10 protein-coding genes are annotated in these 13,230 nt (G+C 54.4%); 3 read left to right on the top strand and 7 right to left on the bottom strand.

The window, feature by feature from the left end:
• Positions 1–123: 123 nt before the first annotated feature.
• The 4 genes from WLZ34_RS05000 to WLZ34_RS04985 all read right to left on the bottom strand — a co-directional run bounded on the left by WLZ34_RS05000 (position 124) and on the right by WLZ34_RS04985 (position 6,250).
• Complete coding sequence (locus WLZ34_RS05000; RefSeq protein ID WP_434730978.1) at positions 124–3,582, bottom strand: glucodextranase DOMON-like domain-containing protein; 3,459 nt, start codon at positions 3,580–3,582, stop codon at positions 124–126.
• 112 nt (positions 3,583–3,694) lie between these two features.
• Positions 3,695–4,624 (bottom strand): carbohydrate kinase family protein, encoded by a 930-nt coding sequence (locus tag WLZ34_RS04995; RefSeq protein WP_428727508.1) that lies wholly within the window; start codon positions 4,622–4,624, stop codon positions 3,695–3,697.
• The gene (gene fba, locus WLZ34_RS04990; RefSeq protein WP_434730977.1) at positions 4,621–5,472 is read right to left on the bottom strand and encodes a class I fructose-bisphosphate aldolase; all 852 of its coding nucleotides are present in this window, start codon (positions 5,470–5,472) and stop codon (positions 4,621–4,623) included. Before fba ends, WLZ34_RS04995 begins: the two co-directional genes overlap by 4 nt.
• A gap of 97 nt (positions 5,473–5,569) precedes the next feature.
• Complete coding sequence (locus tag WLZ34_RS04985; RefSeq protein ID WP_434730976.1) at positions 5,570–6,250, bottom strand: dolichol kinase; 681 nt, start codon at positions 6,248–6,250, stop codon at positions 5,570–5,572.
• Positions 6,251–6,437: 187 nt separating this feature from the next.
• Here WLZ34_RS04985 and WLZ34_RS04980 point away from each other — a divergent pair, with 187 nt between their 5' ends.
• The 3 genes from WLZ34_RS04980 to WLZ34_RS04970 all read left to right on the top strand — a co-directional run bounded on the left by WLZ34_RS04980 (position 6,438) and on the right by WLZ34_RS04970 (position 10,175).
• Positions 6,438–8,390, top strand: a complete 1,953-nt coding sequence (locus WLZ34_RS04980) for a S16 family serine protease (RefSeq protein ID WP_434730975.1) — start codon at positions 6,438–6,440, stop codon at positions 8,388–8,390.
• Between the two features lie 5 nt (positions 8,391–8,395).
• Positions 8,396–8,953 carry a hypothetical protein gene (locus tag WLZ34_RS04975; RefSeq protein ID WP_434730974.1) on the top strand — a complete coding sequence of 186 codons (558 nt, stop codon included), beginning with the start codon at positions 8,396–8,398 and terminating at the stop codon, positions 8,951–8,953.
• Positions 8,954–9,020: 67 nt separating this feature from the next.
• Positions 9,021–10,175 carry a zinc metalloprotease HtpX gene (locus tag WLZ34_RS04970; protein WP_434730973.1) on the top strand — a complete coding sequence of 385 codons (1,155 nt, stop codon included), beginning with the start codon at positions 9,021–9,023 and terminating at the stop codon, positions 10,173–10,175.
• Positions 10,176–10,258: 83 nt separating this feature from the next.
• Here the strand turns inward: WLZ34_RS04970 and WLZ34_RS04965 are convergent, their stop codons facing one another.
• From WLZ34_RS04965 to WLZ34_RS04955, 3 genes are all read right to left on the bottom strand, one after another.
• Positions 10,259–10,840: a TATA-box-binding protein gene (locus WLZ34_RS04965; RefSeq protein WP_048163455.1), complete on the bottom strand. Its 582-nt coding sequence runs from the start codon at positions 10,838–10,840 to the stop codon at positions 10,259–10,261.
• Between the two features lie 127 nt (positions 10,841–10,967).
• Positions 10,968–12,644 carry a DUF2070 family protein gene (locus tag WLZ34_RS04960; RefSeq protein ID WP_434730972.1) on the bottom strand — a complete coding sequence of 559 codons (1,677 nt, stop codon included), beginning with the start codon at positions 12,642–12,644 and terminating at the stop codon, positions 10,968–10,970.
• 10 nt (positions 12,645–12,654) lie between these two features.
• Positions 12,655–13,209, bottom strand: coding sequence for a hypothetical protein (locus tag WLZ34_RS04955; RefSeq protein WP_434730971.1), 555 nt, complete (start codon positions 13,207–13,209; stop codon positions 12,655–12,657).
• Between the last annotated feature and the right edge of the window lie 21 nt (positions 13,210–13,230).

Here is a 13,230-nt window from a genome sequence, read left to right as displayed (position 1 = left end):
TCGACCCTTCTTCACATGGTCTGCTTATGTCGGCCTCATCACTCAGGCAGTTACTCTGTACTTGGGGGTTTAAAAGTTGAGACGGGGGGTGAAGGCTTGGGAAAAAAGGTTTGTGTGTTTCCCCTACTTCTTCCTCAGGATCCCGGCTAGTAGACCCAAGGCTATTACTACGAGGACTCCTCCGATAGCCATAGTCGGCGTGTAGTCGTAGGTCGTCTCGTACGAGGTGGTCGTGTAGGTGGTCGTGGCGGTCGCGGTGGCGGTTTGAGTCACGGTCTGCGTGACAGTCGTTGTCGTAGACTGGGTCAATGTGACGGTGGTGATGGGCACGGACGGCATGGTTGGAGGCGGTGTAGGCGAGACGAGCTCGCCTTTCAGGTTCACACCGTACACTACAGCAAACTTCCCTGTAGCGGTGTCGTAGCTACTAAGCATCCTGTACTGGTCCTGGGCTGTTGGGGCCACGATGTCAATGACTAGAGGCTGAACACCCGCCAAGACGGCCTTGGGATCGGCGCCTCCCAGCACCCACTGGCCTGGGTCTCCGGGCTGGGCAGTCCTTACCTTCATGTACCCGAAGCCGTCGTAGCTGACCACCGCTACCAGGTAGACCCATTTGTCGGCGTTAGCTGAGTCCTTCAACAGGCTCACTGCAACCTGGGCGACGATCGTGTTGTTGTCAGCCGGGTCGACGTAGACCTTGAATAGGGTTGCGTTGTGGTAAGCGTCGGCTACTAGGCTGCCGGAGGAGTCGTATATCGCTGAGACCTGGCCGTCTGGTACCGGCGTGTCGCCCCAACCCGGCGCTAGGAGGATCGCGTAGTTCCAGCCGTTACCAACAGTTATGTTGAGGCCGAATGTCGTGGTGTTCTTCGGTAGAGTGGTGTCCGTGGTCAGCACGTATACCTGGACGTACTGCAGGCAGAAGCCGGTTGGGCCGTTCCACGGGTTGCCGCCCAGGTCCTTGAAGGTGGTCTTGAAGTACAGGTACTGCCCGTCAGTGTAGACGGCGTACTTGGTTATGTCGAACACGCCGGGCTTAAACACGTCGGCTGTCGGGTACTTCAGGCCTCCGTAGCCCTTATCGTCGCCAACGGGGTCTGTCACAGAGCCAAGTGGCTTGAGAGGTGGAGTTGTTGGGGTAGGGGTTGGTGTGGGTGTTGGAGTAGGTGTCGGGGTAGGTGTCGGAGTTGGAGTCGGAGTTGGGGTAGGGGTAGGGGTTAGAGTCGGCGATACAGTAGTAGTCGTGGTCGTCGTAGTAGTTGTCACGGGGGTTGTTGTAGGAGTCGTGGTCGGTGTAGTTGTAGGTGTGGTCGTCGTAGTAGTCGTGGTAGTGGGTGAGGTGGTGGTTGGCGACACTACTTGCCCTGTCAGTGTAACCATGTATACTGTAGCAAACTGTGGCGGCGAGACGCTGTAAGACGACAGCATGGACTTCTGTAGGTCGACTGCGGGTAGCAGAACGTCTATGGCGAGCGGCTGTACACCCGCGCTGATCGCGGCTGAATCGCCTCCACCGAACTGCCAGTCTTGAGCAGGCCCAGCTACTATAGGTCTAACTTTCATAGGCCCGTAGCCGTCGTAGCCCGCCAGCATGATAGAGAAGTACCAGTAGTTGACGAGTGTGTCTTTGAAGACGCTCTTCGAGACAACGGCCAGAACCGTGTTGTTTATCGGGTCCACAGTGACCCTGAACACCGTAGAGTTGTGGTAAGCGTCGGCTACTAGGCTGCCGGAGGAGTCGTATATCGCTGAGACCTGGCCGTCTGGTACCGGCGTGTCGCCCCAGCCCGGCGCTAGCAACAGAGCGTAATGCCACCCTGGATAGACCGAGACGTTTAAACCGAAGGTCGTCGAGTTGACAGGCATTGCCGCAGTCGTCTTAATGTATATCTGGACGTACTGTAGGCAGAAGCCGGCTGGGGCGGACCAGGGGTTGTCGCCCAGGTTGTTCACCTGTACCTTGAAGTACCAGTAGTTCGAGTCCTGGTACAGGTAGAACGCCTTCAAGTCGAAGACGCCGGGCTGGAAGACGGAGTTCGTCGGGTAAGTTATGTTGCCGGCCCCGAAGTCGTCTCCCAACGGGTCGTACAAGACCGCGACTCTAGTCGAGGTTGGTAGGTCGACGCCTATAGTTCCCATGTATATGTTAAGTGTGGAGGTGTAAGTCGAGTTGACGCCCGAGTACACTACTACAAAGTTGGATCCGATAGTCCTCAGACCTAGAGGTGTCATGTTGAAGCCGGTTGTAAGGATGATGGGCGAGGACACCATGACGCCGCTACCCAGCTCGTCGAACGCGAACGCGAAAATAGATGATGGCTTGTTGGCCAGCCATGTACTCACGTAGAAGCCTCTCGAGAAGGACAGGAACGGCATGTTCTGGGGGCTCATGAAGGAGCTCCCGCCTCCTGCCGACAGTATAACGGAGTTGACTACGGAGCCTGTCCTAGCATCGTATATCACAGCCACGGGATACCCTGTCGTAATACTGGTTCCCTTGATGTAGGCGACGGCGAACGTGGTTTGGCCCGAGACCACGTGTGGTCTCAGACCGACGTCGACGTTGATGTACGAGACTGTCAAGGTCGGAGTTATCTTCAGTAGTTTGACCATTCCGGAGCCGTAGGCATACACAGCCACGTACAAGTTGTTGTTAATGACTGTGTAGCCGTAAGGCCTGTAGATTGTGCTATTCCTCTGCGTGGTCGGGTTGTAGATGTACAGTACGTCGCCAAGGGTCTCGTTCTCGCCAGGTGTGACTATTGTGGGCAAGTCTACGTAGCTCCCGTCTGGCTTTATGAAGTGTATAGCTATGTCCCTGTTAGTTGTGTCAGTGTTGTTAACTATTTGGTGCATGAATACGAAGCCGTTGAGGAACGGGGCGATCTGCAGCGAAACGGTCGTGTAACTGATGTTTGCCCCAATAGTCGTGAACGGCCCTAATGTAATGTTGGTCACAACAGTGTCGCCCGAGAACTTCAATAAAGTGACATTGAACTGCGTAATTGGCAGAGGCGACGCTGTAGTGCCTGAGAGGAAGTAGGCTACCGCGTACATGTCTACGATAGGGTTGTAGGCAACCACGGGGTACTCTTCGTAGTACTTAGTAGCCGATACTGTGAAGGGGCCTACAAGCATCTTCTCGGTAACGTTGTACAGGTATACGTATAAGTCCCTGTAGCTCGCTGTGCTAGGAAACTCCGTCACAGCTATCAGAATCGAGTCCTTGCCGGCTACGGCATTCACGTCAATAGCTAAACCGGAGGTGTCGACTGCGAGCTGTGTGCCAGTATTGGTCGCCGGGTCATATATATACAGGCTCACGTTGCCCTCAGCATATGTAGGGTTAGAGACGTTGATGTAGGGGACGTAGACCTTACCACCGAACACCACTATAGCTGGCTCGATCGTCGCCGCATATGTGTAGTTACCAGCTTGTATCTCCTGCGTTACGCCCGTAGTAGACGCTGGAGGCGTGATCGGCGTGGGTGCCAGGGTGCTAGCTGTGTAAGATACGAGTGGGGCTACCAGGATCGCTAGTAGGAGTAAATACGATACCTTCGCGACAGGGCTACTCATTTACTACACCCATATTTATATCTCATAGAGGCGTAAGTTTTAACCTTTTTCTAAAACCCCTACCCCAGACTAAGTTTTTCCTGGTTAACAGTTTTTAAAAGGTTGATTAAATTTATACAATTCCTTTCTCCCAGATGAAGTCCACGACCTCCTCGTGGCTAGGTGCCTCGTGCGAGCCTAGCCTTGTGATTTTAAGGGCTGCAACAGCGTTAGCGTAAGAGAGCGCTTTCCTCAAGCTGTAACCCCTCAGTAGACCCGCGATAAACCCAGCTGCGAATGCGTCGCCCGCGCCAGTCGTGTCGACGACCTCTCTCACACTGAAAGCGGGGACCTCCTCCTCGACATCCCTTGTCTTGAGGTAGGCCCCCTTCTCCCCCCGTTTCACCACCGCGATCTCTGCCCCAGACTCCAGTACCTTGGAGGCAGCCTGCTTGTAGTCGCTTACCCCCGTCATGTTCTGGTACTCTTGTTCGTTGGCAAGAACTGCTCTCACCCTCTTCACGACTCTCTCTAACTCGCTCCAGGGCCTCTTTGATATCAGGCGCCCGGGGTCCCAGGAAGTCGCTACCCCGTGTTTCTCGGCTATATCGAGCACTCTCGTAGTTGTTTCTAGGTTTAGGCTCGCCACGTGAACCCATTTACTCTTCGATATGACGTACTCGCTGACCTCTGTGGGTGCCAGCTCTTCGGCTACCCCTTTATAGCCGTACATTATGATGTTCCCCCGCGAGTCGATCACCACGATGGTCACACCTGTGGGGAGTAGCCCGATCCTGAGACCGCTGATGTCCACGTTCTCCCTTAGAAGCTCGTCCACGATGAGCCTGCCGAAGTTGTCGAAGCCTATCTTGGCAATGACCGACGTCTTCAGCCCTAGCCTCCTCCCGGCTATTGAGACGTTCACGGCCGACCCGCCGGCGCCCCAGGTCTGCTTCTTAACGTCCGCCTCCTGGTCTGGCTGGGGGAACTCGCTTACTACGAGCCTTATGTCGACCAGGGCGTGCCCAACGGCCACGAGGTCTATGTCCTTATCGCTACTCAAGACTGCTTCACCAGCTCGAAGGCATCCTCCGCTGTCCTGCCTTCGTGGACTACCGCGGCTATAGCCCTAACCGCCCTGTCGGGGTGCGGGTGCCTGAAGACGTTCCTGCCCACCACAACACCGCTGGCCCCAGCCCTCATAACGCTCTCGACGTCACGTAGGAAGTCTAGGAAGTTCTCTCTAGCGGGCCCTCCGCTCATCAAGACCGGTGTACCAGCAGCCACCTTAACCACCTCTCTGAAGGTCGCCTCGCTGCCGGTGTAGTAGGTCTTAATGAGGTCGGCCCCGCTCTCAATAGCGGCCCTCACACCGTACTTGACGACCTCGACGTCGTACATGTTCCTGATACTCGGGCCTCTGGGGTAGGCCAGCTGTAGACACGGGATCCCGTACCTGTCCGCTTTCTCCTTTACACTGAACCACCTCTCGAGCATCTGGTCCTCGAACTGGCTGCCCCAGTACACGGTTACGGCCACAGCGTCCGCGCCGAGAGCGATCGCCTCCTCGAAAACGCCGAAGACGCTCTGCCGAAGCCTCTCGTCGGGTGGCCTCAGGTTCGTCTTACTGGTCAGCTTCACTATCAGGCTTGTTTTCCCGGCCCAAATATCCCATGTACGGTAGGCCATGGCCGGCAACATCATGATGGCGTCGACTCCCCCCTCTACGACCTTGGATATTATACTCCTAGGGTCGATCGATTCGGGCGGGAAGTCCGATGGGCCGTGTTCAACACCGTGATCGAAGGCGAAAACGACAGCTTTACCCTGCTTGAGAATCCTGGAGAGCCGCAGCTTCTTTCCTACTAGGGAGTACAACCGCCGTCCCCAATGGTAGAGTATGACTAGCATGGCATAATAACTTGTTCTCGCCGCTCCAACATAGTCATGCCACACAAAGAGCACCGGCCATGGCGAGAGTGCAGGGCTCTTCACAGGGAGACTGGGCTCACAGGTAGTGACCGGACACGATTATTAGTGTAGAGACGAGAGATATCAGGACATTGTCGTCTAGGTAGGGCGGGAACTCGAAGTGCTCGACTACCGAGGCTACAACGCCGGCTAAAACACCTAACAGACCCGCGTAATGGTAGCCTATCACCGCCGCAACAGCGAGCATGCCGATATTGCCTAGCCAAGACTTCGTCCTGCGACCGTACACCATGTTCCTTATAAGCCCTGTAACAGCGTCTCCGAAAGAGATAAACAACGGCGGCACTACAGCGTAGAACGGGTTTGAGGTGGCCACCCACACTACTAGAAGGGATGCCCCCCACGCTAAACAGAAGTTGACTTCGTACCAGTTCTCGCTCGTCTGGAACCAGTTAAGTAGGTGCCCCCTTCTGTGAGGGACAAGCAGGAGAGCCGCCAGCGCTAGCGCGAACAAGAACGGGATCAGTGGCGACGTGAATAGGTAGGGTGTGAGGGCGGCTGTAACCCCCCCGGCCAGCATGTGTATGATCTTCCTGTTGTAGTAGACGGCCACGTTGTTTTTAACTCCTCGTAGCACGAGTACGCGGTGGAGCACTTTAGTCAGCCAGAGGCTACCCAACACTAGCCCCAGTAAGAGGAGGGCGTAAACCACCTCCTGCGACGGCTGTTGCGGCACCAGAGAACTAAGCCAGTCCATTCGCAACCCTTGTATCCCTTCATCACAAAGTTTTGCTTAGAGGGGCCAGCAAATAAAAGTTTATCCCTTACCATTTGAGCTTGTACATGCTTGCCACCTGGCCGATCTAGCTCAAAGACAACAAGTTAATTAGACCGGGTTAGCGCTACTTTTCTAGTTAGATCGACTGAGTAAACCGGGTGGTATGGTGCCCAGTGGGCGGATCGTGGCCCTCGTTTTGCTAGCCGCAGTACTTATATCTCCTCTCATGTCGTCCTCGGAACTCGTCGGCTACAAATACGTGAGGACGGTCGTAATACACGCTCCAGCAGTTAGCTCGAGCGGTGTCGGGATCCTCACCAACATAACACTGAGTATCGCGTACCCGGGTAAGGGGCGGGTCTACTTTTCCGCACTACCGCTGACGGAGTTAGACACCCAGGCAGCAGCCCGCGTTGCCGCTTGGGTCGCCGCCAGCATTAGCGGTGCCAGCTTCTACGACTACGACTACTTCGTCTCAATGGAGGCGAGCGCGCCGGTTGTGGGCGGGCCGAGTGCCAGCGGGCTTATGACCGTGGGCTTCCTAGGCCTCTTCCTCAACACCACTATTAAGCCGTACGCTACAATGACGGGCATGATCAACCCGGACGGCTCGATCGGCCCCGTCGGCGGGATTAAGGAGAAACTAGACGCGGCCAAAAGTATGGGCTTCACGCTGTTCCTCATACCCTACGGGCAGAGGTACTACACGTACCCCGTTGTAAACCAGACGGTCACGCCGTTCGGCATAATCAGGCGTGTCACCTACGTCACCATAGACCTAGTCAAGTACGGGCAGGAATTAGGCGTGAACGTGGTAGAAGTTAAGACTGCCAGAGAGGCATTCCAGTACCTCACAGGCTATTCTATTGTCTGCCCTAAGCAGGCCGAGATCGCCCTACCCGACGTCGTGATAAGCACAGTGAATAATGTCACGTTTAAGACTCTAAACGAGACTTCGAACAACCTAGACCAGGCCCAGGCAATGTTGAAATACATAACAGCGAATGCCCTCTACTACGACTACGCCGTTCGGTTGATAACGCAAGCGAGAAACTATGCCGCTAACGCGACCCACTACCTGGCCTTAAACATGAATATAATAGCGAACTCGTTTGCATTCAGGTCACTAGTCTACTCTACATACGCTCTTTGGCTCACGCAGTATCTGAGCGGGAAACTGAGTTTCGATGACGCCGTTAAGAGCGTCAATGACACAATTAACGAAGCGTCCCAGCTCTTCGAGAAGGTACAGCCATTCGATCTCACATACTTCGGTCTGGAGGTGTTTATTGACAACCTGGCCTCGTACTACGACTCGCAGATACTGCTCTACACCGCGCTCAACTCGACTAGTCTCACCAGCCAGCTCTATTTGCTGGCCTACGCCTACAGCGAGGCGAGCTTACTCAGCGACTGGATGGGCCTCGTCGAGTCTTTGAAAGGGGGACCCCTAGTTAACGAGAGCCTAGTAAGCCAACAGGCTATGACCCTGTACTCTCTAGCCTCGACTACTGTACCTTACGCACAGACTCTCTCCAGCGAGACCGGCTTAAGCGTGGACAGCCTCACCCTGGCTAGTGACTACTACGCGGCCGCCCAGCAGGCCTTGAACTACAACGACACACTCGCCCTAATAGGGCTGAGCATCTACGCCTCAGCTTACTCTAGCCTGGCTCTCCACCAGATGTTCTCTCAAGGGCAGGCGATCACGAGAGACCTGGTGAAAACTGTGGGTGACGAGGCCTTCTGCCTCTTAGCGAGCACTAACTACTCCTCCATAATGGCGCAGATATACTACGAGTACGGCCTTGAAGCTTTGAACGCCTCCTCGTTGGACGAGGCGCTAGCAGCGTTCTCTATGTCGATCCTTTACTCGCAGGCAGTCGAGCAGATAGGTGCCAAAGCGACCAGTCGCATCTCACCCTTTACAGAAACACCGGTTCCGCTGACAACCACGACTATACCTCCTCTACAAACCACAACAACTGGGGGTGTAACCCAGACGCCAGCCTCTCCTAGGATGCCTTTGACCACGGCTGTGATCATAAGCGTCATAGCGCTAGTTTCCTTGATCATTGGCATAATTCTGCTTCTGAAGGGCACGAGGTACCCTAGGTGAGAGAGTTGATAGGCAACAAACGTAGCGTAGCTGTAAACATGTACAGGAGTCTTTTCAAGGCGAGCCTGTTTTTTATAGCAGGCCTACCGGCCTGGATTTCCGGTATATTGATCTCGGCGACCTCAGTAATACACATTGTCATGTACGCTCTTAGGGTCTCGACAACCATAGAGATCATCAATTATCTACCCGGCATTGCTCTCATCGAGACGGGCTCCCTCCTCCAGCTGGTCGGCCTCTACTACTTATGGGGTTTCTTAAAGTCGTCGTACTGGGACGACCACGTAGTGAGGCCTCTGAGCACGGTGGTTCTGGCGGGTTTTGTCGGCGGCGTGGTAACGTCTATGTCGCTAGCACTAATCCCTCTCTCATTTCTATTCATGAGCATAGGGTACATGGGCCTCGGTGGTGTACTCCTGAGGCTGTACAAGCTCACTAACATACCAGAGCTTTACGGTGCCTCTATCGTATTCCCTATAAGCATATCTACACTACTTACCTTGAGTATAGTGGGCTGGGTACTCGTCCTATCCGTCTCAGCGAGAAGCCCCCGCGCCTTGTAAAACCTCGTAGACTGTTGTCAGGTTTATACGCCAGGCAAGCCATCTCTTGAGATAGTCAGGTGATGCGATGAACATATTCTACGGGCTGTGGTGGTACAACCCCCTGGCAATGCTCTCCATAATGGTAGCGTACGTCCTCGGCATGCTGGTCATGATTCTTGGCTCGTACGTCGTAGCACCGAGACTGGCGAGCAGAATAAGTGGAAAACTCTCCCTGAGAACCTCGATGTTCCTGCTAGGGGCTATCATAGTAATAGGCGGTGTCGCCGGCTTACTCTTCCTCGCCGGGCTGGTACTAGCTGCTATCGGTGTCCAGGCCAACCCGGCTACCGGCCTCGCACTGGTCCTCGGCGTGGTCCTCATGGTCCTGATCCTAAACGGGATAACATACCTGATCTCACCGCTGATGATCAACATAATGTACAGGGCCCGTAGAGACGAGGAGCTTCAGAAGCTCGTGGACGAGGTGGCCCGCCAAGCAGGCTTCAAGAAGCCCCCGAAGGCCGTGGTGGTTGAAGGGCCTCCCAACGCGTTTGCCTACGGGAACTTCCTCGCCGGTAGGTGGGTTGCGGTATCTAGCGAGATGCTTAGGATCACCAGCAGAGACGAGCTGAAGGCCGTGATAGGGCACGAGCTAGGCCACCACAAACACGGCGATAACGCTATAATGCTGTTCATGGGGCTGATCCCCAGCGTCCTGTACTACTTCGGGCTCATACTGATCCAGGCGAGCTTCTACTACTCGGGCCTCTCGTCGCGGAGAGACAGGAGTAGCGGGGGTATAGTGTTCCTGGCAGCCGGAGTCGTGGCTATCATCCTCAGCTTCCTCATGCAAATACTAGTGCTGGCCTTCAGCAGGTTGAGGGAGTACTACGCCGACGCCCACGGTGCTGGCGTGGCTGGCGCTAGGAACATGCAGAGAGCCCTGGCTAAGCTCCACGTGTACTACAGCTACAACAAGTACGCTAGGGCGTCTCTGAGCGAGAGCAAGCTGAGAGCCCTGTTCATATACGCCTTCACGGAGGCCTACGCTAACCCCTACTACCCAGCCTTCTTACCCAGACCCCCCGGCGACTTCTCGGGCATTGACATAGACGAGGTAATCGACGAGCTGAGGAGGACTCAGACTAGCAGCCCCGAAGAGTTCTTCAGCACACACCCGCCTATCCCGAAGAGGATAAGGTTCCTCGACCGCCTAGCGACAGGATTCGAAAAACTCTAGAGTCAGTGTGAGCTCGAGGTCTTCATCTCTTTTTCCGAAGCTGCCCACTTCATCACTAGAGTGCTATATTTACAAGAGAGGTTTTATTCCTGTTCTTCCAGCCTAGGGCCTATTATACACCCGAGGTCTGTGAGCTCCTGGGCTATCTTCTTGGCAGCCTCCTCTACCTCCTTCTCCTCCTTCGCGCCCGTAATAACCATTTTACCGCTACTAAAGATCAAGAGAACTACACGCGGCTCCCTCATCCTGTGAATTAGGCCCGGGAACTGCTCGGGTTCGTACATGCTGTCCTCGAGCATGTAGGCGGCCCTCTCCAGGTTTACTAGTGCGTGGATGTCACCGCTAGCGACGATGTTCTGGATCTGAATCCTGGGTTTACCGGTTATCCTTATACCGTGCCTCGCCAGGATCCTTATCATCCTCTTCACTACTTCGATCAGCTCGTTGGTGCTCTTCGTACCCGTTACAACCATTTTGCCCGACCTAAAAATGAGCGCGGTCGCCTTAGGCTTGTCGAGGCGGAATATCAGCCCGGGGAACTGGTCTGGTCTAAATGTGATGTTTGGTATCTTTGACTCAAGGAGGTCTAGGTCTATTCCGTGTTCCAGTATTACGGTAGCGACGATGTTCTCGATCCTCGTCGTGGGCCTAGCAATAAACTCCATTAAAAGCACCTTATCACGAAAGATATCTATTAGTGAAGGTATTTAAGCATATTAAACGGTTGATTCAAGCCCTGTGCCCCTCCACGGTTAACATTGTTACACGTACCAGCGGATAGTCCGCAAGGGGCTAGGCCGGAAAAAGGGTGAACAGTATCCTAGATAACAAGGGGGATAGAAAGAACACGTATAACAGAAGTAGAACCGTTGCCTCTAAGTAGCTCTTCTTGAGTAAATAGACTAGCTCGTATGCGGCATTGTTCAACAGCCTCAGCTTCACGGTAGACGTTGCCATGTACAACCCTCTCGAGAACGGCTTCGAAACAAGTCTTTTAACGCCGTCTTTTAAGCGCAGTATCGCCTCATCAGTCAAGTGGACCGGGATGTAAGTTATGTGAGCCCTGACACCGGTCTCAGTATGCTCGTCGTTGGTAAGAACCTCTACAAGACCGTTAAACTCCCCCTCCAGGGCGTTCAACAAACGGTCTCTAGACCCGGGCGCCATGTTGTTCCCCCTGAAGAAGACCATGAGCACCGGGTCCCTGCCATCGCTACCCCGGATCTCCACGAACCTCGCTACTCCTTTGACTACCCCGGGGGCTTTCACGTTAACAGATATAGACCTTACCATGGGCCACGTGGGATCCCTCTTCCTAGTCTCCCAGGCGGCCTCGACAGCCTTCGCGAGGGCGTCTCCTAAACCGCTGGTGTCGACCCTGCCAGCCCTCTCCCAGTTGTGGGACTCAACTAGCAGCAGGTTGCTATTCATTCTTCTGAGCACGAGGTCCTTTAACTTCAGGTTGAAGGAGTATGGGAGGTCGTCGATCCCGACGTGGGGCCTCGACACCATTAGAAGCAGTAGTTTGTCGAAGACTAAACCGAGGACCCTCCACTTGTCGCTCGTCGTTATCTCGAAAGCGCCGTGGTAGAGAAGGCTCTCCCCCTCCTCGTTCACTAGTTTGACCAGGTGGGGTCTCAGCTTGGCTAACTCCCTTGTCGACACGACGTCGCGGTCGTGGCTGCCGAAGCCGTGGAATACGATGACGTTGTAGTTCTCGGAAAAAGTCCTCTCGAGCTCTTCGGGTAGGAGGCTGCTTCCTACATTAGAGAACGGACCGTAGTGTAGGCTAGTGTAGACGAGAAGAGTGTCCCCCGACCTGAGTACAGCGAGGTCTACGTCCCTGGGCGAGCCGACGCTCTCGAAAAACTCCTCTATCGACTTGTCCCGGTCTAGCCAGTTCCTCAAGAATAGCGTGCCGATGTCTGCGGCACCGTAGCCTCCAATCTTTCTTCTGTTGATCACCCTATACACCACGTAGTCTAATGCGGCGACTATAACAGCCCCTACCAGCGCGTAAGCTATCAGGCCCTTCTTTAACGTGGTGAGTACGGTGTAGAGGGGGACAGGTATCGACGATATCACGACGGGGATGCTGTATCGCACGAGCTTTGTTCCATCAAGGCTTAAGACCACTACGGATAGGAGGGACGCGGACGCCACCGCCGCTACTACCCAGCTCCCTAGGAGCCAGGCGTATATGAGGACGTATATTAAGGCCGTGAGGGACAGCCCCAAAACCCTCTTAGGTTTCCAGAAAACCGTCCCTTTTGAGAGGCGTGAGTAGACGTACAGTACAAGGAGGGAGACAGCGAAGTACGTCAAGAACGGCAACGACCCCTGCCCCATTAACACGACTATTGCCACCAGAAAAACTACGATAACTGCCGCGAGTACTTTCCAGTGCGGCAGGGAGAATAGGACGGTGTAGTACTTGCTGACCACCGACTTAGGCCTGTACAGCTTCAAGCCTCTGACCCTACTTCTTAAGTCTCGCTTTTGCCAAGACCACGAGAATAGCCATAAGCACTACGGATACGACCGCGATCTCTGTACCCGCGAGAGAGTTTACCGAGATGTAAATCAGCACCAGGCCGGCTAGGGCCGCTATCACGGAGATGATGTAGTCCACTATAAGGTAGATGATCACGATCAAGACAAGCGATAACAAGAGCGTGTAGAGTAGGTTAAGCCCAAGGTACGAGCCCGCTATTAACCCTATGCCTAAACCGGCGATCAGTGATAGAGACAACTTGAAGACCGTCCAGCCCACGAGAAACCCTATAACGAACAACACTAAGACCGCTACGATCTCAGCTAACTGGCCCACCCTCATTAAACTCAGTACTCTCAGCCCCAGGTAGGCGAGTAGAACCCCGAAACCCACACTAACTATAGTCTTGATAAGCAACCTCCCGGCAAACAACAGAGCTATGCCTGCCAAGAGTAGTACTAGGGCTGAGCCCCACTCGGCCTTGCTCAGCTCTATAGCTGTAATCGAGGTTAAGTTCGTTAAACCGAATCCAGGGTTCATGAAGACACCTTACTTACTACG

This window comes from Thermogladius sp. KZ2Tp1 (assembly GCF_051131135.1).
Taxonomy (GTDB): domain Archaea; phylum Thermoproteota; class Thermoprotei_A; order Sulfolobales; family Desulfurococcaceae; genus Thermogladius.
Note: the sequence above shows the minus strand (reverse complement) of the source record. Positions and strands in the feature narration are given on the sequence as shown.

Coding starts and splice junctions, on each gene's coding strand:
- WLZ34_RS05000 (WP_434730978.1), bottom strand. CDS start 3,582: ATGAGTAGCCCTGTCGCGAAGGTATCGTATTTACTCCTACTAGCGATC.
- fba (WP_434730977.1), bottom strand. CDS start 5,472: ATGCTAGTCATACTCTACCATTGGGGACGGCGGTTGTACTCCCTAGTA.
- WLZ34_RS04985 (WP_434730976.1), bottom strand. CDS start 6,250: ATGGACTGGCTTAGTTCTCTGGTGCCGCAACAGCCGTCGCAGGAGGTG.
- WLZ34_RS04970 (WP_434730973.1), top strand. CDS start 9,021: ATGAACATATTCTACGGGCTGTGGTGGTACAACCCCCTGGCAATGCTC.
- WLZ34_RS04965 (WP_048163455.1), bottom strand. CDS start 10,840: ATGGAGTTTATTGCTAGGCCCACGACGAGGATCGAGAACATCGTCGCT.
- WLZ34_RS04955 (WP_434730971.1), bottom strand. CDS start 13,209: ATGAACCCTGGATTCGGTTTAACGAACTTAACCTCGATTACAGCTATA.